Source organism: Anaeromyxobacter sp. K (assembly GCF_000020805.1).
GTDB classification, from domain to species: Bacteria; Myxococcota; Myxococcia; order Myxococcales; family Anaeromyxobacteraceae; genus Anaeromyxobacter; species Anaeromyxobacter dehalogenans.
Map to the genome: position 1 here is coordinate 1,334,910 of NC_011145.1, position 25,948 is coordinate 1,360,857.

Here is a 25,948-nt window from a genome sequence, read left to right on the forward strand (position 1 = left end):
CCTGTCCGGCCCGCCCCCGGCCGGGCGAGGCCAGAGAGGAGCCACGTGGCACTGCTCGACGAGATCCTGGAGGACAACCGGAAGGTGGCGGGCCCGGGGAAGGACCCCGGCAGCTACATCGCCCACCGGCACCTGTGCATCGTCACCTGCGTGGATCCGCGGCTGACGCACTTCTTCGGCAGCGCGCTCGGCGTCGAGCGCGGCCACGCGGTGGCGCTCCGCGTGCCCGGCGCGCGCATCGCGCCCGGCTCCGAGCTGATGCGCGCGCTGGCCGCGTCGGTGTACGTGAACGACTGCCAGGAGATCCTGGTCATCCCGCACACCGACTGCGGCGTCGCGAGCGTCGGCGGCACCGAGCTGCGCCGCGTGATGCGCGCCCGCGGCGTGGCCGACGCGGACATCCCGCAGGACCCCGGCGCGTTCTTCGGCCTGGTGCCGGACGTGCGCGAGGGCGCCCGCGAGACGGTGCGCGCCATCCGCGCGTCGCCGTTCCTCCCGCGCCACATCCCGGTGCACGCCGCGCTGATGGACATCCGCACCGGCGCGCTCGAGGTCATCGAGCGCGGGTACGATCACGTGTTTGGGTAGCTACCCCGCCGCGGAGCGCTCGGCCGCGCGGGGCGCCGTGCGCCGGCGGGCGGCGTGGGCCGCGAGCACCTTCGCGAGGTGCTGGCCCGTGTAGCTGCCGCGCGCCCGCGCGACCTCCTCCGGCGTCCCCTCGGCGATGATCCGGCCGCCCTCGTCGCCGCCCTCGGGCCCCAGGTCCATGACCCAGTCCGCGTACTTGATGACGTCGAGGTTGTGCTCGATGACCACCACGCTGTTGCCGGCGTCCACCAGCCGATCGAGCACGTGGAGCAGCCGCTTCACGTCCTCGAAGTGCAGGCCGGTGGTCGGCTCGTCGAGCACGTAGAGCGTCCGCCCGGTGCCCACCCGCGCCAGCTCGCGCGACAGCTTGATGCGCTGCGCCTCGCCGCCGGAGAGGGTGGTCGAGGGCTGGCCCAGCTTCAGGTAGCCGAGCCCGACGTCCTCGAGCGTCCGCAGGATGCGGGCGATCTCCTTGTGGTTCTGGAACAGCGCGCCCGCCTCGGTGACCGACAGGTCGAGCACCTCGGCGACGTTCTTGCCCTTGAACGTGACGCGGAGCGTGGCGTCGTTGAAGCGCTTGCCGCCGCACACCTCGCACGGCACCAGCACGTCGGCGAGGAAGTGCATCTCGACGAGCTTCATGCCGTCGCCCTGGCACGCCTCGCAGCGCCCGCCCTTCACGTTGAAGCTGAAGCGCCCGGGCTGGTACCCGAACGCGCGCGCCTCGGGCGTCTGGGCGAACACCTCGCGGATGTGGTCGAACAGCTTGGTGTAGGTGGCCGGGTTGGACCGCGGGGTGCGGCCGATGGGCTGCTGGTTGATGTCGATGACCTTGTCCACCAGCGCCGCGCCCTCCAGCCGCTCGTGCGCGCCGGGCGCCTCGCGCGTGCCGTAGTGGTGGCGCATGAGCGCGGGGCGCAGGATGCGGTTGACGAGGGTGGACTTGCCCGCGCCGGACACGCCGGTCACGGCCACGAAGCGGCCCAGCGGGAAGGTGGCGGTCACGTCCTTCAGGTTGTGCTCGCGCGCGCCGAAGATGGTGATGGCGCCGTGGTCGCCGGCGCGGCGCCGCTCGGGGAGCGGGATCTCCGCCCGGCCGGACAGGTAGGCGCCGGTGAGCGAGCGCGGGTTGCGCTTCACCTGCTCGGGCGTGCCCTCGGCCACCACCTCGCCGCCGTGCGCGCCGGCGCCGGGCCCGAAGTCCACGATCCAGTCGGCCTCCTCCATCGTCTCCTCGTCGTGCTCCACCACGATGACGGAGTTGCCCACGTCGCGGAGCCGCTTGAGCGTGGCGAGGAGCTTGCCGTTGTCGCGCTGGTGCAGGCCGATGGACGGCTCGTCGAGGATGTAGATGACGCCGGTGAGCTCGGAGCCCATCTGCGAGGCCAGCCGGATGCGCTGGCTCTCGCCGCCGGAGAGCGACGGGCCGGGCCGGTCGAGCGTGAGGTAGCCGAGCCCCACGTCGAGCAGGAACTTGAGCCGGTTGCGGATCTCCTTCAGCAGCTCGTCGGCGATGCGCGCCTCGTTGCCGCCGAGGTCGAGCGCGGAGAGCCACGCGTGCGCCTCGGCGATGGTGAGGTGCGACAGCTCCACGATGCCGCGGCCGCGGATGCGCACCGCGCGGCTCTCCGGCTTCAGCCGCTCGCCGTTGCAGGTCGGGCACGGCTTGTCGGAGAAGAAGCGCATGTACCAGCGCCGCATCGCCTCCGAGCCGGTGGCCTTGAAGCGCCGGTAGAGCTGGTTGACGACGCCCTCCCACTCGAGCCGGTAGCGGCCGTTCCCGGCGGCCTCGGTCCCGAGCATGATGACGTCGCGGTCCTTCTTCGGCAGCTTGGACCAGGGCGTGTCGAGGTCCAGCTTGAGCGCGCGGGACAGGTGCTCGACGAACTCGAACGTCCAGCCCTCGCCGCGCTCCATCCCGCTCGCCCACGGCTCCACCGCGCCTTCGCGGATGGTGAGCGACGGGTCGGGGACGATGAGGTCCGGGTCCATCTCCGGGCGCGTGCCCAGGCCCTGGCAGTCCGGGCAGAAGCCGAGCGGGGAGTTGAAGGAGAAGCCGGGGGGCGTGAGCTCGCCGAAGCTGAGGCCGCAGGCGTGGCAGGCGTTCAGCTCGGAGAAGAAGCGGTCGTGCCGCTTGTACTCCTCCGGATCGCCGGGCCCGACCTTCTGCTCCTTGTCGGCGTCGGCCACCACCAGCGTGCCCTTGCCCTCGCGGAGCGCGGTCTCCACCGAGTCGGTGAGGCGCGGGCGGATGCCGTCCTTCACCACCAGGCGATCCACCACCAGCTCGATGTCGTGCTTCAGCTTCTTGTCGAGCGTGAGCCGGTCGGTGAGCTGGTGGATCATCCCGTCCACGCGGACGCGCGAGAACCCGCGCTTGGCGAGATCGGCGAACAGGTCGCGGTACTCGCCCTTGCGGTTCTGCACCAGCGGCGCGAGCACCAGGATGCGCGCGCCCTCCGGCATCCCCAGCACCGTGTCCACGATCTGCTGCGCGGTCTGCTTGCCGACCGCGCGGCCGCAGCCCGGGCAGTGCTGCACGCCGATGGAGGCGTAGAGCACGCGCAGGTAGTCGTGCACCTCGGTGATGGTGCCGACGGTGGACCGCGGGTTGTTCGAGGCCGCCTTCTGCTCGATCGAGATGGTCGGCGAGAGGCCGCGGAGGGTGTCGTACTTCGGCTTCTCCATCTGCCCGAGGAACTGCCGGGCGTAGGAGGAGAGCGACTCGACGTAGCGGCGCTGACCCTCCGCGTAGAGGGTGTCGAAGGCGAGCGAGGACTTGCCGGATCCGGAGACGCCCGTGAAGACCACCAGCTTCTTCTTGGGGATCTCGAACGTGACCGACTTCAGGTTGTGCTCGCGCGCCCCCTTGACGGTGATGAACTCGGGCTCGCTCATGAAGCGGTCTACTTAACGGAGGATTCCGACATTGGCCAGCGCCGCTGGCCGGCCGGCGGCGCGCCTTCCGCGATTCCCGCGAAGGTGATAGCACCGACTGGCCCATGGCCCCTCCCGAGATCCATGCCGGCGCGCTCGCGACGCGCGACGCGACGCCCGCCCGGGCGGCGGGTGGGGTGGCCGGCGGGCGCTCGCCCGATCGCGGGCGGCTGCGCCGGCGGGCCCGCGCGCTCCTGTTCGCCTCGGCGGTGCTGTTCGGGGCCTCGGCGGCGCTCGCGAAGCTGGCGGCGCGGCAGGGCATGTCCGGAGGGCAGGCCACGCTGGTCCGGTTCGCGATCGGGCTCGCCGCGGTGCTGGCGCTGTTCCGGGCGCGCCCCGGCACGTTCCGGCCGCACCGCAAGGACCTCCTCTTCGCGCGGGGCCTCTTCGGCGGGGTGGCGGCGCTGCTCTACTTCCTCGCCATCGAGCGCATCCCGGCGGGCGAGGCCACGCTGCTCAACAACACCTTCCCCATCTGGGCGGTGCTGCTCTCGCTGTTCGTGCTGAACGAGCGCCCCACGGTGCACCTGTGGATCGCGCTCGCGGTGGCGAGCGCGGGGGTGTGGCTGGTGCTGGGCGGCGGGAGCGTCCGCCTCGGGCTGGGCTGGGGCGAGGGGCTCGGCATCGTGTCCGGCGTGCTGGGCGGCGCGGCCGTGACCGCCATCCGCGCGCTCCGCCCCACCGACAACGCCCCGACCATCTTCTTCTCGTTCTCGGTGGGCGGCCTGCTCGTGTCGCTGCCGTTCGCGCTCCAGGCCTGGCCGTCGGCGCCGGGGGCCTACCTGGCGGCGCTGGGGGTCGGGGCGGTCGCGTTCCTGGCGCAGCTCTCCATGACCGAGGCCTACGGGGCGCTCTCGGTGCCCGAGGCGGCGCTCTGGCAGCAGCTCACGCCCATCGCCAGCTACCTGTGGGCGCTCTCGCTGGGCGAGCGGCTCTCGCTCGCGACCGTGCTCGGCGTGCTGCTGGGCCTGGGCGGCATCCTGTACGGCAGCCTGCTCGGCCACGCGCCGCGCGAGGCCCGCTCGCGCGAGGCGCGGATGGCCGAGGGCCTGCCGGCGGAGGAGCCGTGACGCCCCAGCCCGCCGCCGTGCCCGCCGCCCCCGCGCGCAGCGCCGGGGCCCCGCGGCCCCAGCCGCGCTGGCTCGCGCGCCTCGAGCTGCTCGGGGCGGCGCTCTCCTTCGGGCTCATGGCGGTGCTGGCGCGGCGGCTCTCGCGCGGCGGCGCGGCGTTCTCGGCCGGCCAGCTCACCGTGATCCGGTTCGTGGTGGGCGCGGCGGTGTCGCTGGTCGCGTTCCGCGTCCGCCCCGGGCTGTACCGGCCGCACGACCTCCGCCTGCTGTGGACCCGCGGCGTGTCGGGCGGGATCGTGGTGGTGCTGTACTTCCTCGCGCTCGCGCGCATCCCGGCCGGCGAGGCCGGCATGCTCTACAACCTGTTCCCGGTCATCGCGACCGCCCTCAGCATCCGCGCGTTCGGCGAGCGCCCCACCGTGCACCTGGTGCTGGCGCTGCTGGTCGCTACCGGCGGCGTGGTGCTGGTGCTCGGGAACGGGTCGCTCGCGCTCGGCGTGGGGCTGGGCGAGGCGCTCGCGGTCGGGGCCGCGGTGTTCGCCGCGTTCTCGTCGGTGGTCATCCGCGCCATGCGGGCCACCGACAACGCGCCGACGATCTTCTTCTACTTCTGCCTGGGCGGGCTGCCGGTGGCGCTCCCGTTCGCGCTCGGCGCCTGGCCGACCGACCTCACCGCCTGGGCGCTCGCCGCGGGGATGGGGCTCGCCGCCTACGCCGCCCAGGTGCTGATGACCGAGGCGTACGGCGCGCTCTCCATCGGCGAGGCCGCGGTGTGGCTGCAGCTCACGCCGCTCGCGCAGTACGGGCTGGCGGCGCTCCTGCTCGGCGAGCGGGTGAGCGCCGCGGGCATGGCGGGGATGCTGGTGGGCGTGGCCGGGGTGGCCTACGGCACGGTGCTCGGGCACCGGCCCCGCGCGCGCGGCGCCTGATCAGGCGGTCGCCGCGTGGGCGGCCTCGTCCGGCGCGGCCGCGGGGGGCAGGGTGAAGCTCACGGTGGTGCCGGCCCCGGGCGCGCTCTCCGCCCAGATCCGGCCGCCGTGCGCCTCCACCAGGCCGCGCGCGATGGCGAGCCCCAGGCCCGAGCCGCGCCAGCGCGCGGCGCTGCCGCGCTGGAAGCGGTCGAACACGTGCGGCAGGTCCGCGTCGGCGATGCCGGGGCCGGTGTCGCGGACGCGGAAGATCACCGCGCCGTCCGCCTGCGCCTCGGCGGCGAGGCAGACCGCGCCCTCCTCGGTGGCCTTCACCGCGTTCGACGCGACGTTCCCGAGCACCTGCAGCACGCGGTCGCGATCGCACGCGACCGGTGGCAGGCCGGGCGCGGCGGACAGGCACAGGTCGAGCCCCTTCGCCCGCGCGGCCTCGCGGAGCTGGTCGGCCGCCTCGCCGAGCAGATCGGCCGGGTCGCACGGCTCCGGCCGCATCGACAGGCGGCCCTCCTCCAGCGTCTCGAGGTCGAGCAGGTCGTCGATGAGCCGGTTCATGCGGCGGCCGGCGGCGGCGAGCCGCGCGGCGGCGCGCCGGGCCTGCGCGGCCGCCTCCGGGCCGTCGGGCAGCCGGGTCAGCGCGGCGGCGCCCAGCGTCACGGCGGACAGCGGCGTGCGCAGGTCGTGCGAGACCACCTGCAGGACCTCGTCGCGGTTGCGCACCGCGCGCCGCAGCTCGGTCACGTCGAGCAGCGTGGTGACGGCGCCGACCACGCGCCCCTCGCCGTCGCGGATGGGCGCGGCGCCGTTCAGGACGACCGCCTGCGTCCCGTCGAAGCGGTCGATCTCGACCAGCTCGCCGCCGACCGCCTCGCCGGAGCGGAGCGCGCGCTGCAGCGCCCAGTCGCCGGCGGCGAGCGGCGCGCCGGAGTCGGCCCGGCGCGCGCGCTGCTCGCGGTAGAGCGCGCCCGGACGGAGCGGCGCGCGCGAGCCCCAGATCCGCCGGGCCGCGTCGTTCGCCTGGACCACCTGCCCGCCGGCGTCGGCGATGAGCACGCCCACCGGCAGCACGCGCAGCACCGCCTCCAGCCGGCGCCGGTCGGCCTCGACCTGCTCGCGGCCGCGGACCTGCTCGGTCACCTCGGAGACCATGACCACGAGGTCGCGCCGGCCGCCGCCGGACTCGACCGCGCGCACCGACCAGCGCCACCAGGTCGGGCCCCGGGCGAACCCGTCGTACCGGTACTCCTGCTCCTCGTGCGCGACGTCGCCGGCCGCCACCTCGCGCAGGAGCGCGACCAGGCCGGCCTCCTGCGCGCGCGGCAGGAACTCCTCCAGCCGCAGCCCCTGCACGCCCTCGCTGCGGAACGGCGCGTCGAGGAACGCGAGGTACGCCGGGTTGGCCCAGCGCGCCCGCAGCTCGGCGGGATCCAGGATCAGCACGCCGACCGGCGCCTCGGCGAACGCCGCCTCGAAGCGGCGGCGGACCGCGTCGAGGTGCCGGGCCATCTGCGCGTACGCGGCGCCCAGGCGGACCACCTCGTCCGGCCCGGTGAGCGGCTCCGGCGCCTCGCCCCGCCCCAGCGCGGCGGCGTGGCGCTCCAGCCGGCGCAGCGCGCGCGAGGTGTGCGCGCCCACGGCCCAGCTCGCGCCCAGCGCGACCAGCGCCACCAGGCCCGCGCCGAGGAGGCCGATCGCCAGCTCGCGGCGCATGGGCGCGAGCATGGCCGCGCGCGGCTGCGTCGCGCGCACCGCCCACGCCAGCTCCGGCACCGGCACCGCCGCGGCGAGCCGCGCCGGGCCGCCGCCCTCGGAGCGCATCGGGCCGGTCGCCTCGGCGCCCGCCAGCGCCGCCCGCACCAGGTCCTGCGCCCCCGCCACCAGGCGGTCGTCCCAGGCGAGCGGGATGGCCGGCACGCGCGCGACCAGCCGGCCCGCGCGATCCACGATGCCCACGCTGCCCTCGCCCTCGCGGGCCGGCAGGACGCGGGCGGCCAGCCGCTCCGGATCGACCGCGGCCAGGAGCGCGCCCGAGAGCCGCCCCGCGCCGTCGCGCACCGCGGTCGCGACCGCCACCACCGGTGCGCCGTCGGCCGGGTTGCGCACCAGGTCCCCCACCGCCACCGCGTCGCCGGCGAGCAGGCGGCGCAGCTCGGCGCGGTCGGCGAACGACACCTCGTGCAGCCGCGCGTCGCTGGACGCGACCACCCGGCCGTCCGGCGCCACCCAGGAGAGATCGCGGACCACGCCGGAGTCCTGCACGGCCACCGAGAGCAGGTGCGCCGCGTCCTCGCCCAGGATCCGGCCGCCGTCGAGCGCGTGCCCGAGCACCGCGCTGGCGCGGGCCACCCCGTCGATCTGGGCGCGCAGCGCGGCCGCGGCGGTCCGCGCCACCTCCAGGTTCGAGAGCTGCTCGGCCTCGGCGCGCGCGCGGAACGAGCGGACCGAGACGAGCGCGCCGAGCGCGACGAACGCGAGCGAGGCGAGCCCCACCAGCAGGAGCAGGCGGGAGCGGATGGTGCGCAGCATGCGGGCTGGGATTCCTCCGGCGGTGCAAACGAGGGCCGCCGGCGGTGTATTCCGACGTCGCACGGCCGCGCACGGAAGGGGACCGCGATCGCTCGCCCGCTCGCGCGCCGGCGCGAGGCCCTCGCACCGCACGCCGGCGGCCTCCTGCGCAGGGAGGGGCCCGCCCGGACGGTCGGCTGGCAGCGGCCCACCCGGGGCCAGCGCCGGGCGGCTGCCTTGCCGCGCGGCGCGCGGTAGATTGGCGAGACCTCTCGATCACCAGGAGTCAAGCATGCGCAAGGCCGCCGCCGCCGTCGCCGCCCTCCTCCTCGCCCTCCCGCTCGGCGCCGCGGCCCGCAAGGTCGCGGGCGTGGAGCTCCCCGACAGCGTGACCGTCGAGGGCAAGGAGCTCCGCCTGAACGGGGCGGGCATCCGGAAGAAGCTCTGGATCGAGGTCTACGTGGGCGCGCTCTACCTCGCGACGCCGTCCTCGGACGCGAACGCCATCCTCGCGGCGGACGAGCCGAGGCGCGTGCGCATGGTCTTCCGGCGCGACGTGGACCAGAAGTCGATCATGGGCGCGTTCCGCGACGGCTTCGAGGCGAACTCCGGGGCCGAGGCGGCGGCGCTCGTGCCGCAGCTCGACCGGATCGCGCCGGCCATCGGCGACGTGAAGAAGGGCGGCGAGATCACGGTGACCTACCTGCCGGGCACCGGGGCGGTGGTCACCGGGCCGAAGGGCACCGCCACGGTCGAGGGCAAGGCGTTCGCCGACGCGCTCTTCCGCAACTGGCTCGGCCGGAAGCCGGCCGACGACGACCTGAAGCGCCGCATGCTCGGGAAGTAGCGGGGGCGGCCATGGGCGCGCCGGCGGTCGCGTTCGAGCCGTTCACCGAGGACCACCAGGCGTTCCGCCGGACGGTCCGCGCGTTCGTGGAGCAGGAGCTCGCGCCACACGGGCGCGAGTGGGACGAGGCGGGGAGCTTCCCGCGCGCGCTGTTCCGCCGCTTCGGCGAGCTGGGCCTGTTCGGCATCCGGCAGCCGCCGGAGGTGGGCGGCTCGGGGCTCGACTGGTGGTACGTCGTCGCCTACGCCGAGGAGCTGGCGCGCTGCCGCAACGCCGGCCTGGCCGTCTCCATGCTGGTGCACGGGGAGATGGCCATCCCGGTGATCGGGGAGCTCGGCACCGAGGCGCAGCGCCGCGAGTTCCTGGCGCCCGCCGTCCGGGGCGAGCGGGTGGCGGCGCTCGCGATCTCCGAGCCGGACGCCGGCTCGGACGTGGCGGCCATCCGCACCACCGCCCGGCGCGACGGCGCCGACCTGGTGGTGAACGGCTCGAAGATGTGGATCACGAACGGCGCCCGGGCCGACTTCCTCACCCTGGCCGTGCGCACCGGCGAGGCCGGCCACGGCGGGCTCTCGCTGCTGCTGTTCCCCACCGACGTGAAGGGCTTCCAGGTCTCGCGCACGCTGGAGAAGGTGGGGCTGCCGTCGTCGGACACCGCGGTGCTGTTCTTCGAGGAGTGCCGGGTGCCGGCGGCGAACCTGCTCGGCGAGCAGGATCAGGGCTTCTACCACGTCATGGCGAACTTCCAGGGCGAGCGGCTGGTGGCGGCCGTCCAGGCCGTCGCCGGGATGCAGCTCATGCTGGAGGACGCGATGCGCTACGGCGGCGAGCGCAGCGCGTTCGGCCGGCCCGTCGCGAAGTTCCAGGCCTGGCGGCACCGGCTCGCGGATCACCTCACCGCGGTCGAGGCGGCGCGCTGGCTCACCTACCGGGCGGCCGACCTGCTGGCGCGGGGCGAGCCGGCGGTGCGCGAGATCTCGATGGCGAAGCTGTTCGCCTGCGAGCTGGCCCAGCGGGTGGCCTACGACTGCATGCAGCTCCACGGCGGCATGGGCTACGTGCTGGAGAGCGACATCGCCCGCGCCTGGCGCGACGTGCGGGCCATGACCATCGCCGGCGGCACGTCCGAGATCATGCGCGAGCTGGTGTCGCGCGCGGCGGGGCTGTGACGCGGCGCGCCGGCGACGGGAGGGCGGGATGACGGAGGCGCGGGTGGTGCTGGTGACCGCGCCCGACGCGGACGTCGCCGCGCGGCTGGCGCGGGCGCTCGTCGAGGAGCGGCTCGCGGCCTGCGGCAACGTCGTGCCGGCCATCCGGTCGATCTACCGGTGGGAGGGGAGCGTGCACGACGAGGGCGAGGCGCTCCTGGTGCTGAAGACCCGCGCCGCCCGCGTGGACGCGCTCCGGGCGCGCGTCCTCGAGCTGCATCCGTACCAGGTGCCGGAGGTGCTGGTGCTGCCGGTGGAGGCGGGGAGCGACGCCTACCTCGCCTGGATCGCGGCCGAGACCTCCTGACGGCGGTGCCCGCCGCGCGGGGCCCGTCTACTTCTTCCGGAACAGCGCCTCGAGCGCGTCGCGGGGATCCTCGGTCGCGCGGGGCGCCTCGCCGAACAGCGCGCCGAGCGCGTTGCGCGCGGCCTCGGAGCGGCCGGTGCGCCGGCGCGAGGCGCCGTCTCCGAGCTGGAACAGGTCGCAGGCGTTCGAGGCGTCCTTCTCCACGACGTGGTCGGCGTGCGGCTCCCGGCACTGGTGCGCCGCCGCCTCGTCGTAGTGGCGGCAGCACATGCAGGTGTGCAGATCCGCGTCGCACTCGGGGCAGGTGGACCGGCGTCCCACCGGTCCGTCGATGCGCAGCGTCGCCCCGCAGCCGTAGCAGGTGGTCGCCATCGGGGTATCATAGCCGGACCCCCGGGCCCCCTGCATGCGGAAGCCCATACCCTACGGCCGGTTCCTCCTCCTCGACCGCATCGCGGTCGGCGGCATGGCCGAGGTGTACGTCGCGATCCGCCGCGGCGAGCCGGCCGGGCGCCTGTACGCGCTGAAGCGGATCCTCCCCACGCTCGCCGAGGACGCCGAGTTCATCACGATGTTCCTCGACGAGGCGAGGCTCGTGGTCCAGCTCGACCACCCGGCCATCGTCCCCATCCACGAGCTGGGGATGCACGGCGAGGGCTACTACATCGCGATGGACTACCTGCCCGGCAAGGACCTGCGGGCGCTCCTCGACCGGCTGCGCGCGCGCGGCGAGCCGATGCCGGTGCCGCTCGCGGCCCACGTGGCGGCGCGGGTAGCCGACGCGCTCGACCACGCGCACCGCAAGCGCGACGCGCTCGGCTCGCCGCTGCGCGTGGTCCACCGCGACGTCTCGCCCGCGAACGTGCTGCTCGGCTTCGACGGCTCGGTGCGCATCATCGACTTCGGGATCGCCCAGGCGGCGCTGCGCACGCGCCGGCAGGACACGGTGCTGCGGGGCAAGTTCGGCTACATGAGCCCGGAGATGGTGCGCGGGCAGCCGGTGGACCACCGCTCCGACGTGTTCTCGCTCGGCGTGGTGCTGCACGAGATGCTCACCGGCGCGCGGTTGTTCAGCGGCAAGTCCGAGCTCTCGGTGCTGGAGCGGGTGCGCCGCGCCGAGGTGCCGCCGCCGTCCCGGACCCGCCCCGGGCTGCCGCCCGAGCTGGACGCCATCGTGCTGCGCGCGCTGGCGCGCGACCCGGCGCAGCGCTTCGAGTGGGCGAGCGACCTGCGCGACGCGCTGCTCGCGTTCACGCACGGCGTGCCGCCCGACGAGCCGCCCGGGGATCCGCCGGCGCTGGCCCGGACCATGGCGATCTCGTTCCCCGGCGAGCTGCGGGCGGAGCTCGACCGGCTCGAGAAGCTCCGCGCCGCGCCGGCCCCGGCGCGCGAGACGTCGCCGCCCGAGCGCACCCAGGTGATCGCGGTCCGCCCCGACGAGCCGCCGGCGTCCGGGGGCGGTGCGGACGGCGCCGACGGCGGGCTCGCGGCGCCGCCGTTCTTCCGCCTGCCCGAGGCGCTCGCCGCGCCCGCCCCGTCCCGCCCGGCGCTCGTGACCGGCCGCACCGCGGCCGCCGCCGGGTTCGGCGCGCTGGTGGCGGTCGCGGCCGTGCTGGCGTTCACCGGCCCGCGCCGGCCCCAGGCCCCCGGCGCGCCCGTGGCGGCGGCGCCCGCGATCCCGTCCGTCTCCGCGGCGCCCGCCGCGCCCCAGGGCCGCACGGCGCCGGGCCGGCCCGCCACCGGGCGGATCTCGGTGCAGGCGCGGGTGGCGGCCACGCTGCTGCTGGACGGCGAGGCGCAGCGCCCGCCGCTCGGCGCGGGCGAGGTGCGCACGCTGGAGGTGACCGTGGGGCGCCACCGGGTCGAGTTCCGGACCGAGGACGGCTTCCGCGCCGGCGCGACCGTCGAGGTGCGCGCGGGCGAGACCGCGGAGCTGCTCGGGGTGGCGCTGGAGTAGCGGCGCCGCTCAGGCGCGCGCGCCGGCGAGATCCAGGTCCTCGAGGTGCGGCGGGCTCTCGGCCAGGTCGGCGGAGAGCACCGCCACCGTCTCGACGTCGAGCCGGATGCGCTCCCAGTCCTCCGGCGGCACCGCCACGAACGCGTCCACCACGCGCGGATCGAACTGCGTCCCGCGGCAGCGGACGATCTCCTCGCGCGCCTCCGCGAACGGGCGCGAGCGGCGGTACGGGCGGTCGCTGGTGATGGCGTCGAGCGTGTCCACCACGTGGAAGATGCGCGCGCCGATGACGATCTCCTCGCCGCCCAGCCCGGAGGGATAGCCGCTGCCGTCCCACTTCTCCTGGTGCTGCAGGACGATCGCCGAGGCGGGCCGCAGGTAGTCCACCCGCTGCAGGAGCGCCCACCCGAGCTCCGGGTGGCGCTTCATCTCGGTCCACTCCTCGCCGGTGAGCGGCCCCGGCTTCAGCAGCACGCGGTCGCGCACGCCGATCTTGCCGATGTCGTGCAGCAGGGCGCCGTGCTCGATGACGGTGAGCGCCGGCTCCTCCATGCCGAGCTGCTGCGCCAGGCGCCGCGCGTAGAGCGAGACGCGCCGCGAGTGCCACTGGGTCTCGGCGTCGCGGTAGTCGAGCGCGGCGATGAGCCCCTCCAGCAGCGCCTGGGTGCGCTGCTGCACCATCTGCTCGAGCCGGGTGTTGATCTCCTTCAGCTGCCCGTTCTGCCGGTGCACCTCGGCGGTGAGCCGCTCGTTCTCGATGCGCAGCCGCGCCGCCTCGGCGGCCTGGCTCACGGTGGTGAGCAGCTCCTGCTGGTGCCACGGCTTCGAGATGATCCGGAAGACCTCGCCCGCGTTCACGGCCTGCAGCGCCACGCGGAAGTCCTCGGCGGCGGTGCAGAGGATGCGGACCGCGGCGGGGAAGCGGGCGCGCGCCGCCTTCAGGAAGGCGACCCCGTCCATGCTCGGCATCATGTAGTCGGAGATCACCACCACCGGGGCCTCGGCCTCGATGGCGGCGAGCGCATCGGCCGGCCGCAGGAAGCAGCGGGTCTCGTACCCCGAAAGCTCCAGCACGCGCGCGAGCGCCTTCAGGATCAGCTCGTCGTCGTCGACGATGAAGACCCGGTCCGCGTTCATCGCGCGAGTAGAGCAGGGCGGGGCGGGCGGGGCAAGGTGCGGATCCATGGGGGCCGATTGTACCGGCCGCGATCCGGCCCCGCACGGCCCGGCGTGTGCGTGCACGGAGGGTGAGGGAGCAGGCGGGCGCGGCGACGGCGAGCGCCGGCCGCGCCGCCGGGGGCGCACCTCTCGGGCCTTCCGCAGCAGGGTGGGGCCCCGCGGAGCTCCGCTCCGCGGGGCGGGGCGCAGCCCCGTTCAGAAGCTCCGCAGCCCCGTTCAGAAGCTCTGCAGGAACTCGTCGTTCGAGTCGAACTCGGAGAGCTTCTTCAGCAGCCGCTCCATGGCCTCGACCGGCTTCAGCGAGGCGAGCGCGCCGCGGAGGCGCCGCACCTTCTCGATGTCCTTCGACGAGAAGAGCTTCTCCTCCTTGCGGGTCCCGGACGCGCCGATGTCGATGGCCGGGAAGATGCGCCGCTCGGCGAGCTGCCGCGAGAGCACCACCTCCATGTTGCCGGTGCCCTTGAACTCCTCGAAGATCACCTCGTCCATGCGCGAGCCGGTGTCGATGAGCGCGGTCGCGATGATGGTGAGCGACCCGCCCTCCTCGGCCTTGCGCGCCGAGCCGAACAGCCGCTTCGGGCGCTCCAGCGCGCGCGAGTCCACGCCGCCGGTGAGCGTGCGGCCGGAGGACTCGACCTCCTTGTTGTAGGCGCGCGACAGGCGGGTGATCGAGTCGAGCAGGACCACCACGTCCCTGCCGCCCTCGACCAGGCGCTTCGAGCGCTCCAGCACCATCTCGGCGACGTGGATGTGCTCCTCCGTCGGGCGGTCGTTGGAGGAGCCGATCACCTCGCCCTTGATGTTGCGCTTCATGTCGGTGACCTCCTCGGGACGCTCGTCCACGAGGAGCACCGTGAGGTGCACGTCCGGGCGGTTCGCGATGATGGCCTGCGCGATCCGCTGCAGCATGATGGTCTTGCCGGCCTTGGGCGGCGAGGTGATGAGGCCGCGGGCGCCCAGGCCGATGGGCGAGATGAGATCGAGGACCCGCCCGATCAGCTCGTCGGAGCGGGTCTCCATCACCAGGCGCTCGGTGGGGTCGGTGGCGGTCAGGTTCTGGAAGTGCGTGCGCCGCACCACCGCCATCGGATCGGTGCCCTCCAGCGTGTCGATCCGCGAGAGCACCCGCTTCATGTTGCGGACCGTGGCGAGGCCCTTCACCAGCATGCCCGGCTGCAGGTGGGTGCGGTCGATGAGCCAGCGCGGGACCTCGACGTCGAACGGCTGGGGCAGGTAGCTGCGCTTCGCGTCGCGGAGCCAGCCGTTGCCCTTGCCCTCGAACTGCAGCACGCCCTCGACCTCCTCGGTCGCCTCGGCCTGCGCGGCCGGGGCGGGCTGGCCCTGCGGCGCGGTCCCGTTCGCGGGGGCCGGCGCACCGGGCTGCCCGCCGGCGCCCATCGGCGTGGGGGCGCCGCCCTGCGCCTGCGGCTGACCGCCGCGGCCGCGGCGTCCCCGCCGGCGGCGCCGGCGCCGTCCGGCCTGGCCGGGCGCGCCGCCCGGACCCGAGGGTCCGCCGTCGGCGGCGTCCGCCGGGGCGGCGGGCTGGCTCTGGCTGCTGGTGGACTGCGGGGCCCCGCCTTCACCCGGGGTCGGGGTCTGCTCATGCTCGTTCATGCTGTCGTCTGCTCCGACCGCGGGGCGTTGGTCGCCCCCCAGCGGTCTCTACGTCGCGTCTGGAACGGCGCCGTTCGCGGGCTCGGAAGGAGTCGTCGTTCCGCGAACCGCCTGCCCCCGGTCCCGTCGCTGGCGCGCCGCGCGGTCATCGCGCGGCGGCGGCTCGTCTTCGTGGTGCCAGGAGCCGGTCGACCAGGGGTCGGTCACCCCGCCGCCTCGAAACGTAGGTCGCTCGCAGAGGGGAGACAAGAGAATCCATAGCAAAAAAGATCCTGGAGCGAAAGCCCTGACCGCGCCCGGTAGGGTCCCGCGATCACGGGCCCGCCTCCGGGGCCACCCACTCCTCCGGGATCGCGAGCACCGGCCCGATCTCGGTCAGCAGCGCCAGCGCGGACAGCTCCGGGAACGCGCGCGCGAGCCCGGCGAGCGGCGGCTCGGGCGCCGCGGTGAGCGCGCGGCCGGCCACGCGGGCGAGCGCGCCGCCGCCGTCCTCCCGCCGCACCTCCACCACGTCGTCCGGCGCGAGCCCGATCCGCTCGCGCGCCAGCCGGATGGCGTCGGCGAGCGTGCCGATGCGATCCACGAGCTTCCGCTCCAGCGCCTGCTGTCCGGTCCAGACCCGGCCGCCGGCGACCGCCTCGACCTCCGCCGTGGTGAGCCGCCGCCCCTCGGCCACGCGGGCCACGAACTGGCGGTAGAAGGCCCCGATCTGCTTCTCGAGGACGGCGCGCTCGGCGGGGGTCCAGGGCTTTAGCACCGAGACCAGGCGGGCGTTCTCGCCGCGCTGGTAGGCCTCGGGGTGGATCGACAGCTTCGCGAGCAGGCCGGAGAGGTCGGGCTTCGCCGCGAACACGCCGATCGAGCCCGTGAGCGTGGAGCGCTCGGCCAGGATCGCGTCGGCGCCGACCGCCACCAGGTACCCGCCGCTCGCCGCCAGGTCGCCCATCGAGGCGATCACCGGCTTGCCCTTGCGCCGCGCGCGGACCGCCTCGCGCCAGATCAGGTCGGAGGCGAGCCCATCGCCCCCGCCGGACTCGATCCGCAGCACGATGGCCCGGACCGCGGCGTCGTCGGCGGCGCGGTGGATCTCGGCGGCGATGGTCTCGGCGCCCGCCACGCCGTCGGCGCCGAGCGGGTCGGCACGGCTCCTCCCGCGGGCGATGATCCCCTCCACGCGCACCACCTGGATCACCGCGGGCCGGCCCCAGCGCTGCGCGAGCCGCTCCGGCTCCGGCCGGTACGCGCCGCGCTCGAACAGCCGGCGCCCGGCGACGGCGCGCCCCCAGCGCTCGAGCTCGTCGGGCCAGGCCACCGCGTCCACGAGCCCCGCCTCCTTCGCCTCCTCGGCGGTGAAGAGCCCCTGGTCCACCAGCGCGCGCACGCGCTCCGGGGGCAGCCGCCGCGCCTCGGCGACCTGGGCCACGAAGCGCCCGAACACGTCGTCCAGGACCGCCTCGGTGGCCTCGCGCGCCTCGGGCGAGGGCGCGTCGCGCACCAGCGGCTCGGCGGCGCTCTTGTACGCGCCGGCCTTCACCACGTCGAACGCGATCCCGAGCCGCGCCAGCCCGCCGCGCAGGAAGAGCTGGGAGGTGGAGATGCCGTTCACGATGAGCGGCGCGCCGGGCGGCGCCGCGATGGCGGTGGCGGCGGTGGCGAGCCAGTACTCGCGGGTCCCGCCGCCCTCCAGGTACGCGAGCACCGGCTTGCGCGCGCGCACCGCGGCGAGCAGCGCGCGCAGCTCCTCGACCCGCCCGCCGCCCAGCGACAGGCCGCCGATGCGCACCAGCAGCGCCCCGACCTCCGGATCGTCGCGCGCCGCCTCCAGCCGCGTGACCAGCGTGGCGTAGGGGTCCCGGTCGCCCACGTCGAACACGAGCACGCGCCGGCGCTGGAGCTCGCGGTCCACGTCCACGGTGGGCATGACGACCGCGGGGCCGCCGGAGCGGTAGCGCTCCTCCGAGAGGCGCGCGCCCCCCAGCCACCCGCCGCGCCCGCCCACGCCGGCCCCGGCGAACGTGACGCCGGAGTGCGGCGCGTTCCAGGTGAGCGAGACGAGCCCGAGCGGATCGCCGGCGTCGCCGGGGAGGTCGCGCACCGGGAGCTGCACCTGGAGGCCGAGCGCCACCCCGCGCCACAGCTCGGCCGCGGCGCCGAACGCGAGGTGATCGGAGCGGAACGCGTCGCGCGCCTCGTCGTTCGCGAGCAGGTCGGCGGAGAGCGTGAGGCGGTCGTGCCAGAGCCGGGTCGCGAGCCCGAGGTCGTAGCGGACCGGCACGTCCGCGCCGCCCAGCCGGGCGTCGCGGCCCAGCATGGCGGCGCCGATCGAGAGCCACCGCGTGGGCCGGAGCGTCAGCCCGAGGTCCCAGCCGCCGGCCTGCTCGATCGCGTCGTTCCGCGAGGCGATCCAGGTCCAGGCGACGCCCAGCGAGAGCGCGCGGCCGTCGCCGAGCGTGAGCCCCAGCCGGCTGCGCCGCCAGCGCTCGCCGCCCGCGTCGAGGCCGGGCCGGAGCCACTCCACCGAGTACCCCACGCCGAGCGGGCCCAGGCGGTCGCCCGCGTACAGGCCGTCGCCCCGCGCGCCGGGCCGCAGCCCGGACTCGTGGAAGTACTGGAGCCCCAGGCCGCCGAGGAAGCCGATCGCCGCCGGGTTCGCGGACAGGTCGGCGGGCTCCTCCGCGACGGCCGCGCCCAGCGAGGGCACCGCCAGGCCCGCGGGCAGGCCCTGCACGCGGTCGGTGACGGCGGAGAGCTGGGCGTGCGCGGCGGCGGGGGCGGCGAGCGCGAGCGCCAGCGCCGCGAGGTTCACGAAGGGTTTCATGGTGGCTCCGGCGCGGATTCTACCGGAGCCGCTCGCGCGCGGGGGCGGCGCCGCGGTCATCCGCGCGCCGGGCCCCAAGCGGACGCGGCGCGACGTCACTCCTCGTTGCCCGCGTCCTCGACGGCGCGGATGTGCTCCTCCGCCAGCGGGACCAGGTTCCCGGCGCGGTACTCGCGGAACACCTGCAGGAGCTGCTCCTTGTGCGGGCGCACCTTCCCGAGCGGGCACGCCTCCCACTCCTTCACCGGCTCGTCGCAGTACCCCATGCGCTTGTCGCCGCACTTCGGCTGCAGGTACCCGCCGATCTCGGGGACCGCCTTCATCACCTCGCGCCGCATGAGCGCGACCATGTGGCGGATCTCCCACTGGGCGCGCCAGCACAGCCGCAGGTCGGCGATGTGCAGCAGCTCGGTGAAGTTCACCATCACCTGGAAGTTGGTGGGCGTGGCGTTCGGGAGGACGAAGCGCGCGTCCTCGGCCGGGATGCCCTTCGCGAGCGCGTCCTCGTACACGCGGGTGATCTCGCGCATGAGGCGGTCGTACTCGTCCGCCATCCCGGCGACCTTCTGCCAGGTCTTCGGCATGACGTAGTCGAGCCGCTCCTCCTTGTACTTCACGTAGCGCTGCGACTGCTGCTCGAAGCTGATGCCGATCCGGTGCCGGACGAACTGGTGCGAGAGCGCGCGCGAGACCCCGGAGATGCCGAACCAGAACACCACCTGCTCGAGCGGCGAGGCGTGGCCGGTCTTGAGGCGCTCGCCGATGAAGTCGCGGATCCGGTCCGCGGAGATGGAGCCGTCGCGGATCTCGCCCCAGACCTCGCCCGGCGTCTTCGGCGTGTAGCAGGTGCGGTACGCGCCGTAGAGCTTCTGCAGCGGATCGCGGGCGTAGTCGATGAGGGTGACCTCGAGCGGCATGGATCGGCTCCGGGGAAGGGCGCGCATCTTACGACGAACCCACGACAGCGCGGGAGGGGCGCCCCGGCCCGTGCTAAGGGTGGCGCATGCCCGCTCCCAAGCCCGCCGCCGACTCGCGCGTCGAGGTCACGCACCTGGTGATGCCGTTCGACGCGAACACGCTCGGGACCGCGTTCGGCGGCACGGTCATGCAGTGGACCGACCTGACCGCGGCCATGGCCGCCATGCGCCACGCGCGCGTCCCGGTCGTGACGGCCTCCATCGATCAGCTCTCCTTCCTCGCCCCCATCCGCATCGGCCAGATGGCCATCCTGCACGCACAGGTGAACGCGGTGTTCGGGTCCTCCATGGAGGTCGGCGTGGAGGTGCAGACGGAGGACCCGCTCACCGGCGAGCGGAAGAAGTGCTGCGACGCGTACCTCACCTTCGTGGCGCTGGGGCCGGACGGGCAGCCCACCCGGGCCCCGCCCCTGCGGACCGACACCGACGACGAGCGCCGGCGCGAGCGCGAGGCGGGAGCGCGCCGCGCGGCGCGGCTGGCGTCCCGGACGCCGCGCGCACCGTGAACGCGGGGCCGCGTTTCGCTTGAGGGGCCGCGCGCGCGGGGCCATATTGCCGCGGCCGGGCGGCGTCCGCCGCCCCGCCCGCCCCGGAGGCCGACGTGCGTCGCATCCTCTCCTTCGCCGCCCTCATCGCCGTCGCCGCGTGCCGCACCGCCCCGCCGGCGCCGCCCGCGCCCGCGGCGGCCGCCCCGCTGCCGCCGCTCGACGAGGCGGCGCTCGACCGCTCCGCCGACGCGTGCCTGGACTTCTACCGGTTCGCCTGCGGCGGCTGGATCGCGCGGACCGAGATCCCCGCCGACCGCTCGGCCTGGAGCCGCGGGTTCGCCGAGCTGGACGAGCGCAACACCGCCCAGCTCCGCCGCATCCTGGAGGCCGCCGCGGCCGGGCGCGCCGACCCGGCCGACGCGTTCGCGGGGAAGGTGGGCGACTACTTCGGCTCCTGCATGGACGAGCGGGGCATCGAGGCGCGCGGCCTCGCCGACCTGAAGGCGGGGTGGGCGCGGATCGACGCGATCGCGGATCGGCCGGCGCTCGCCGCCGAGCTGGCGCGCCTGCACGGCGCCGGGATGGCCGCGCCGTTCGGGCTGCTCGCCGACCAGGACGCGAAGGACGCGACGCAGGTGATCCTGATCGTGAACCAGGGCGGGCTCTCGCTGCCGGACCGCGAGTACTACCTGTCCGACGCCGGCAAGAACCCGGAGATCCGCAGGGCGTGGGCCGCCCACCTGCGGAAGATGCTCGGGCTGGCCGGGCTGCCGCCGGCGCAGGCCGAGGCAGGCGCCGCCGCCGTCGAGCAGCTCGAGACCGCGCTGGCGCGCACGCACTGGACCCGCGCCGAGCTGCGCGACCCGTCGCGGATCTACAACCGCGTGGACCGCGCCGGGCTGGAGCGGCTCGCGCCGGACTTCCCCTGGGCCCGCTTCTTCGCCGAGCTGGGCCAGCCCGGGCTCGACGCGGTGAGCGTGACCACGCCGGCGTTCGTGGCCGAGGTCGGCAAGCAGTTCGCGTCGGCCCCGCTCGACGCCTGGAAGGCGTACCTGCGCTGGCGCCTGCTCGACGACATGGCCGCGTTCCGCGCGGTCCCGGCGGCGCTGGTCCAGGAGCGCTTCGCGTTCCAGAGCGCGAGCTTCTCCGGCGCGAAGGAGCTGCAGCCGCGCTGGAAGCACTGCGTGGGCGCGACCGACGAGGCGCTCGGGTTCGCGGTCGGGCAGGCGTACGTCCGGCGCCACTTCGGCGCGGAGGGGAAGGACCGGACCACGCGCCTCGTGGCCGAGATCGAGAAGGCGATGGAGGCCGACCTGGGCTCGCTCTCGTGGATGGACGCGCCCACGCGCGAGCGCGCGCGCGAGAAGCTCGCCCGCGTGGTGAACAAGGTCGGCTACCCGGACGCCCGGCGCGACTACTCCACGATGCGCGTCGACCGCGGCTCGTTCTTCGCGAACGTGCTGGCGGCGGGCCGGTTCGAGACGAACCGGCAGCTCGCCAAGATCGGCAAGCCGGTCGATCGCGGCGAGTGGTTCATGAGCCCGCCCACCGTGAACGCCTACTACAACGCGGCGATGAACGAGATGGTGTTCCCGGCCGGCATCCTGCAGCCGCCGTTCTTCAACCGCGAGGCGCCCGAGACGGTGAACTACGGCGCCATCGGGATGGTGCTGGGGCACGAGCTGACGCACGGGTTCGACGACGAGGGGCGCCAGTACGACGCGCTCGGGAACCTGCGCGACTGGTGGACGCCGGCGGTGGGGGCCGAGTTCGACCGGCGCGCCGCGTGCCTGGTGAAGCAGTACGGCGCCTACGAGGCGCTCCCGGGCGTGCGGCTCGACGGCAAGCTCACGCTGGGCGAGAACATCGCCGACCTCGGCGGCCTGAAGCTCGCGTTCGCGGCGATGCAGGCGGCCCGGCGCGCGCAGCCGGCCGGCGATCGCGCCCTGCTCGGTTTCACCCCGGAGCAGCAGTTCTTCGTGGGCTACGCCCAGTCCTGGTGCTCGAAGTACCGGGAGCAGGAGGCGCGCCGGCGCGCGGTGGTGGACCCGCACTCGCCGCCGCAGTTCCGCGTCAACGGCCCGCTCTCCAACCTGCCGGAGTTCGCGCGCGCGTTCGCCTGCGCCGAGGGGACGCCCATGGCCCGGCCGGCGGCGGAGCGCTGCGAGATCTGGTGAGCGATCAGGCGGCGCCGCGCAGGCGCAGGAACAGGGCCGCGGCGTCGTAGAGGCTGAGCCGCGCGGCGCCCGCCTCGAGCACCACGCCCACCGGCAGCGGCACGGGCTCGCGCCCGATCCGCACGCCCGCGAGGCGCGTGCCGTTCGACGAGCCCACGTCGCCCACCCGCCAGCGCGCCTCGCCGTCGCGCACCAGCTCGAGGTGCACGCGTGACAGGGTCGGGTCGTCGATCACGATGTCGTTGCCGGCGGCCCGGCCCACCCGCAGCGGCGCGCCGTCGGCGGCAGGCTCCAGCACGATGGCGATCGGCTCCTTCGCCGTCGCGGCGAAGCGCACCTCCTCGGTGCGCAGCGTCTCGCGCCGGCGCGAGGGCGGCCGCCACGGGCCCGCCTCCCAGACCAGCCAGTCCTGCGGGTGCTCGCGCACGAACGCCCGCAGGTCGCTGTCGCGGTACTGCCGCGCGAGCCACGTGAGCAGGTAGCCTCTCAACGCTCTCCCCCGGAGACGGTCGGAGACGGCGACCGTCACCCGGAGCAAACCAGAACTCGCACCGTGTGTCGATGCGGGTCTCCCCGACCCCGTGCGGTGCTCAGCCGCGGATCCCCGCCAGCACGACGGCGGGGAGGTCGCGCCAGCGGCCGCGGGTCTCGAGGCGGACCAGGCTGCGGCCGAGCGCGTCGGTGGTCGCGTGGCTGGGGAAGTAGGGCGGCTTCGGGAACGTCCGCGCCGGGTGCCAGACGACGACCTTCTCCACGCCCTCCAGCATGACGGTGTTGTGCACGAAGCCGCGCCCGCTCTGCACGTCCTCGAGCGTCGAGCCCGGGAACGCGCCCCAGGGCGCGGTGCCGAGGCCGTAGCCGTAGCCGGCCCAGGTGTTCACCGCGACGGTGCCGTAGCGGAGCCGCCGGATGGCGCGCTGGAGCGCGGCCTCGAGCGACGGGTCGGCCAGGGTGCGGGGGTGGACGACGATGTGCGCCGCCAGCGTCCCCCAGAGCCGGTCGTTCGAGAACGCCACGGCCTGCTCCAGGAAGTCCACCGGATCCTCGGAGCCGACCGCCGTCTCGGACAGGATCGAGCAGAACGGCTCGGTGACGAAGGCCGGGTCCTCGGAGTCCGCGTCGAGCCCGGTCACGAGCGTCCACGGCAGCGCGCCCTCGCCCTGGCCCACCTTCCGCACCGCCGCGCGGCCCTCCGTGAGCGCGCGGTAGCGGTCGGCGGCGCCCGGGTACCAGGCCCGGCGCGCCGGCGAGAGCGCCATGAAGTGCTCGACCGCGGCGAGGAACGCATCGCGCCGCCGCCAGCCGCGCGGGAGCACCAGCATCTTGGCGGCGTTGCAGTTGAACGACGCGTTGTACGTCACCATGCCGGCGACGCTCTCCGCCTGGAAGCGCAGGGTGCCCGCGTCCCACGGGCCCGGCACCACCAGCACCGGCGAGACGTTGCCGAGCTCGCTCGTGATCTCCTTCGCGAGCAGCGGGGTCCCGCTGGCCCGCCGCGCGTCGCGCTCGGGACCGGGCGGCCCCCACACGATGGCGTCGTGCGTCCGGTCGGAGCCGGTGATGTGCACCTCGTCGACGCCGCGGTGGTGCGCGAGGTAGCTGCCCACGTCGGCGCCGCCGTACACGATCGCGAGCAGGCCGCGGGCGATGGCCGGGGAGAACGCGTCCTCGAGGATGGGCCCGAGGTAGGCGTTCACCGGGTTCATCTTCAGGACGCAGACCTTCCCCTCGTTGAACAGCTTCCCGGCCACGTCCACCGCCGGGATGGAGTTGATGTTCCCGGCGCCCAGCACCAGGCACAGCTTGCCCTGGTGGTCGGGCGCCTTGTGGAACCGGGCGCGCGTCTCGTGCAGCCGCTCCTCGGTCATGCCCTCCACCAGGTGGGCCTCGGCGCGGACGCCGGCGAGGAGCAGCTTGTCCTGGCGGGTGAGCGGGAACACCTGCACCGAGAGGCGGCCGTCCACCGTCTCCGAGAGCTTGCCCACCGGCGTGTTGCCGTTGCGCGCGAGCAGCCTCAGCGACCGCTCCAGCTGGCGCAGGATGCGCGCCGTCACGTAGGGACCCGAGAGCCACTCCTCGCCGGCCTGCGGCGCGTCGGGCGGCAGCCCCTTCGCCGCGCAGGCCGCCTCCACGGCGCGGCGCGCGGTGCGCCCCACGCCCTCCAGCATGTCGCGCGCGAGGGCCGCCCGCGCGGCGAGCGAGGCCGCGGCCCAGCCCGGCGCGGCCTCGCGCAGGCGGGCGACGGCCTCGTCGAGCGCTCGGGGTTCGGTCGGGGCAGGCGCGGCGGGCATCGAGGCTCCCATGCCGGCAGCCTACGCGAGATCCGGCCCGGCGCGCCCGTGCTCCGTGGGGCCCCGCGGCGCGGCTACGCCGGCTCGGCGCGGCGCAGGGTGGCGAGCGTGACCTCCGGGCTCGCGTTCACGCGCACCCGGATGCCCGACATGCCGATCCCGCGGTTCACGTACAGCTGAACGGCGCCGAGCTGGTAGCGCCCGCGCACGTACGGCTCGCGCGCCACGCTGGCGAGGAACAGCGGCGTGAGGATGGGGATGTTGATCTGGCCCCCGTGCGTGTGGCCGGAGAGGCAGACCATGGGGCGCTCCAGGTGGCGGAGCTTGTCCGCCGTGCGCGGTCCGTGCGCCAGCACCAGCGGCGCCGCGCCGGCCGGCAGCCCCTTCACGGCGCGTTGCACGTCGTCGCGGCGGGTGAGGTGATCCCCCACGCCGACCACGTGCAGCGGCGCGCCGCGCAGCCGGATCGAGGTCCAGCCGTTCTCGAGCACCTCGTAGCCGTGCCCCTTCAGCGCGCCGGCCGCGCCGTCCGGATCCACCCAGACGTCGTGGTTGCCGAGCACCGCGATGGTGGGGGCGACCAGGCCGCCGAGCAGGTCGCGCATCGCGGCGAGCTCGCGGCGGCTGTGCGAGAGGTAGTCGCCGGTCAGCACCACCAGGTCGGGCGCGAACGCGTTCGCGTCCTCGATGGCGGCGCGGACCGTGGCGGACGGCGTGCGCGGGCCGACGTGCAGGTCGGAGAGCTGCGCGATCCGCAGGCCGTCGTGGGCGGGATCGAGGCCGGGCACCTCGAACGTCACCGGATCGGTGTCCGGGAGGCGGGGCTCGGCGGCGCTCGAGGCGGCGGGCACCAGGCCGGCCGCCCCGGCCGCGCCCAGCAACGCCGCACCCTTCAGGAACTGCCGCCGTCCGAACCGATCCATCGAAGCCGCTCCTCCCGCCTTCGGCGGCTCCATGCCGCGCCGCGTGAAGGTTGGAACCTCCCGCCGGCGGAAGCGATTCCACGCCCGGGCACGCCCGCCACGTCGAGGGTCCCGCCTCGGAGCGACGCGCCGGGGCCGGCGGATCTTCAACGCCCCGCCGGATCAGCGCTTTCGGGCGGCCACCTTGCGCAGGTGGGCGAGCACCACCTCGTCGATGGTGCCGTCCTTGCGGGTGCGGCCCTCCAGGTTCTCCCAGCCCTGGAAGTCCTCCAGCGCCTGCTGGCTGGCCGCGTCCCAGGCGCCGCCGCCCGGCGCGGCCGGCGCCTTCAGGAAGCCGAGCCGCAGCAGCGCCCCGCGCACCTCGCGCGCCACCTTCGCGTCGAGCGGGACCGCCCGCACCGTCTCGCCGAAGTAGAACTGGTGCACGTCGCGGTAGAGCCGGGCGAGCTCGGCGATGGGCTGCGGATGGTCGTCGACGCGCAGGTCCACCCAGACGTCGCCGGAGCCGCCGTACCCGCCGCCCGGCTTCACCACCAGCAACGCGGCGCTCTCCATGCCGCGCCGGTCGCCGCCCGCCGCCTGCCCGGCCGCGAGCGCCGCCAGGAGGCGCTCGGCGAGCGGCTTGCCGGCGTCGCGCGCCGCCTGGTAGGCGCGGGCCATCGCCTCCGGGACCGCGCGGCCGGCGAGGATGTTCCCCTGCACCGAGAAGCCCGGGCCGGTGACGTGGCTGGCGTGGTCGAAGCACCGCGCGCCGGTGTACGCGGCCGCGTCGCCCTTCGCGTCCACCAGCCCGATCTGCCGGTCGGCGGCCTGCGGGTCCGCCGCCACGAGCCGCTTCACCACCTCCTCCGCGGGCACGCCCGCGGCCAGCAGCCGCAGCGCCTCCGCGCGCCAGGCCTCGTTCGCGAGCGCCTGCGTCGCGACGCCGCCGACGCCGGCGCGCGCGGCGGGGACGAGCGCGCCCACCGCCGGGAACTTGGACTGCACCGCCACGCCGATCTGGCCGGTGGCCGGATCGGCGGCGACGATGCTGAAGGTGCCGAGCGCGAGCGCGAGCAGGGGAGCGATCACCGTGACCTCCAGGGTTGACGCGCCGCCCGGCGGGGCCGAAGGTAGCGCTCCTCGGGACGCCGGGC

Annotated in this window: 20 protein-coding genes; 9 read left to right on the top strand and 11 right to left on the bottom strand. The window is 75.3% G+C overall.

Annotation, left to right across the window (positions count from 1 at the left end; translation table 11 throughout):
- The first annotated feature begins 45 nt into the window (after nt 1–45).
- Nucleotides 46–588, top strand: a complete 543-nt coding sequence (locus ANAEK_RS05910) for a carbonic anhydrase (protein ID WP_012525244.1) — start codon at nt 46–48, stop codon at nt 586–588.
- Here the strand turns inward: ANAEK_RS05910 and uvrA are convergent, their stop codons facing one another.
- Entirely contained in the window at nt 589–3,486 is a 2,898-nt protein-coding gene (uvrA, locus tag ANAEK_RS05915) for an excinuclease ABC subunit UvrA (RefSeq protein ID WP_012525245.1), read from the bottom strand.
- A gap of 104 nt (nt 3,487–3,590) precedes the next feature.
- Here uvrA and ANAEK_RS05920 point away from each other — a divergent pair, with 104 nt between their 5' ends.
- A complete protein-coding gene (locus ANAEK_RS05920) occupies nt 3,591–4,595 on the top strand; it encodes a DMT family transporter (RefSeq protein WP_041454034.1) in 1,005 nt (334 codons plus the stop codon).
- Entirely contained in the window at nt 4,592–5,524 is a 933-nt protein-coding gene (locus ANAEK_RS05925; protein WP_012525247.1) for a DMT family transporter, read from the top strand. The genes ANAEK_RS05920 and ANAEK_RS05925 overlap by 4 nt, the downstream gene beginning before the upstream one ends.
- On the opposite strand, the gene ANAEK_RS05930 is transcribed toward ANAEK_RS05925, so the two are convergent.
- A complete protein-coding gene (locus ANAEK_RS05930) occupies nt 5,525–8,047 on the bottom strand; it encodes an ATP-binding protein (protein WP_157376680.1) in 2,523 nt (840 codons plus the stop codon). It lies immediately after the preceding gene.
- 271 nt (nt 8,048–8,318) lie between these two features.
- On the opposite strand from ANAEK_RS05930, the gene ANAEK_RS05935 reads away from it, so the two are divergent.
- From ANAEK_RS05935 to cutA, 3 genes are read left to right on the top strand one after another with little or no spacing between them, the layout of a single operon-like run.
- A complete protein-coding gene (locus ANAEK_RS05935) occupies nt 8,319–8,873 on the top strand; it encodes a chalcone isomerase family protein (RefSeq protein ID WP_012525249.1) in 555 nt (184 codons plus the stop codon).
- 11 nt (nt 8,874–8,884) lie between these two features.
- The gene (locus ANAEK_RS05940) at nt 8,885–10,042 is read left to right on the top strand and encodes an acyl-CoA dehydrogenase family protein (RefSeq protein ID WP_012525250.1); all 1,158 of its coding nucleotides are present in this window, start codon (nt 8,885–8,887) and stop codon (nt 10,040–10,042) included.
- A 28-nt stretch (nt 10,043–10,070) separates the two neighbouring features.
- Nucleotides 10,071–10,388 carry a divalent-cation tolerance protein CutA gene (gene cutA, locus ANAEK_RS05945; protein ID WP_012525251.1) on the top strand — a complete coding sequence of 106 codons (318 nt, stop codon included), beginning with the start codon at nt 10,071–10,073 and terminating at the stop codon, nt 10,386–10,388.
- 27 nt (nt 10,389–10,415) lie between these two features.
- Here cutA and ANAEK_RS05950 read toward each other — a convergent pair whose 3' ends face one another.
- Nucleotides 10,416–10,760, bottom strand: coding sequence for a hypothetical protein (locus tag ANAEK_RS05950; RefSeq protein WP_012525252.1), 345 nt, complete (start codon nt 10,758–10,760; stop codon nt 10,416–10,418).
- Nucleotides 10,761–10,794: 34 nt separating this feature from the next.
- Here ANAEK_RS05950 and ANAEK_RS05955 point away from each other — a divergent pair, with 34 nt between their 5' ends.
- Entirely contained in the window at nt 10,795–12,345 is a 1,551-nt protein-coding gene (locus ANAEK_RS05955) for a serine/threonine-protein kinase (RefSeq protein ID WP_012525253.1), read from the top strand.
- Between the two features lie 9 nt (nt 12,346–12,354).
- Here the strand turns inward: ANAEK_RS05955 and ANAEK_RS05960 are convergent, their stop codons facing one another.
- The 4 genes from ANAEK_RS05960 to thyX form a co-directional block, all read right to left on the bottom strand.
- The gene (locus tag ANAEK_RS05960) at nt 12,355–13,482 is read right to left on the bottom strand and encodes an HD domain-containing phosphohydrolase (protein WP_012525254.1); all 1,128 of its coding nucleotides are present in this window, start codon (nt 13,480–13,482) and stop codon (nt 12,355–12,357) included.
- 258 nt (nt 13,483–13,740) lie between these two features.
- Nucleotides 13,741–15,138 (bottom strand): transcription termination factor Rho, encoded by a 1,398-nt coding sequence (gene rho, locus ANAEK_RS05965; RefSeq protein WP_232288379.1) that lies wholly within the window; start codon nt 15,136–15,138, stop codon nt 13,741–13,743.
- Nucleotides 15,139–15,451: 313 nt separating this feature from the next.
- On the bottom strand, nt 15,452–17,956 hold the full coding sequence (sppA, locus tag ANAEK_RS05970; protein WP_012525256.1) for a signal peptide peptidase SppA: 2,505 nt from the start codon (nt 17,954–17,956) through the stop codon (nt 15,452–15,454).
- A gap of 95 nt (nt 17,957–18,051) precedes the next feature.
- On the bottom strand, nt 18,052–18,873 hold the full coding sequence (thyX, locus tag ANAEK_RS05975; protein ID WP_012525257.1) for an FAD-dependent thymidylate synthase: 822 nt from the start codon (nt 18,871–18,873) through the stop codon (nt 18,052–18,054).
- An 86-nt stretch (nt 18,874–18,959) separates the two neighbouring features.
- Between thyX and ANAEK_RS05980 the strand changes: the two genes are divergently transcribed.
- Together ANAEK_RS05980 and ANAEK_RS05985 are read left to right on the top strand one after the other, a co-directional pair.
- Entirely contained in the window at nt 18,960–19,439 is a 480-nt protein-coding gene (locus ANAEK_RS05980; protein WP_012525258.1) for an acyl-CoA thioesterase, read from the top strand.
- A 95-nt stretch (nt 19,440–19,534) separates the two neighbouring features.
- Nucleotides 19,535–21,598 carry a M13 family metallopeptidase gene (locus tag ANAEK_RS05985; protein ID WP_012525259.1) on the top strand — a complete coding sequence of 688 codons (2,064 nt, stop codon included), beginning with the start codon at nt 19,535–19,537 and terminating at the stop codon, nt 21,596–21,598.
- Nucleotides 21,599–21,602: 4 nt separating this feature from the next.
- Here the strand turns inward: ANAEK_RS05985 and ANAEK_RS05990 are convergent, their stop codons facing one another.
- From ANAEK_RS05990 to ANAEK_RS06005, 4 genes are all read right to left on the bottom strand, one after another.
- Entirely contained in the window at nt 21,603–22,088 is a 486-nt protein-coding gene (locus tag ANAEK_RS05990; RefSeq protein ID WP_012525260.1) for an FHA domain-containing protein, read from the bottom strand.
- A gap of 100 nt (nt 22,089–22,188) precedes the next feature.
- Complete coding sequence (locus tag ANAEK_RS05995; RefSeq protein ID WP_232288380.1) at nt 22,189–23,901, bottom strand: aldehyde dehydrogenase family protein; 1,713 nt, start codon at nt 23,899–23,901, stop codon at nt 22,189–22,191.
- A 62-nt stretch (nt 23,902–23,963) separates the two neighbouring features.
- On the bottom strand, nt 23,964–24,812 hold the full coding sequence (locus ANAEK_RS06000; RefSeq protein WP_012525262.1) for a metallophosphoesterase: 849 nt from the start codon (nt 24,810–24,812) through the stop codon (nt 23,964–23,966).
- A gap of 162 nt (nt 24,813–24,974) precedes the next feature.
- Nucleotides 24,975–25,883, bottom strand: a complete 909-nt coding sequence (locus tag ANAEK_RS06005) for a DUF1028 domain-containing protein (protein ID WP_012525263.1) — start codon at nt 25,881–25,883, stop codon at nt 24,975–24,977.
- Nucleotides 25,884–25,948: the final 65 nt, after the last annotated feature.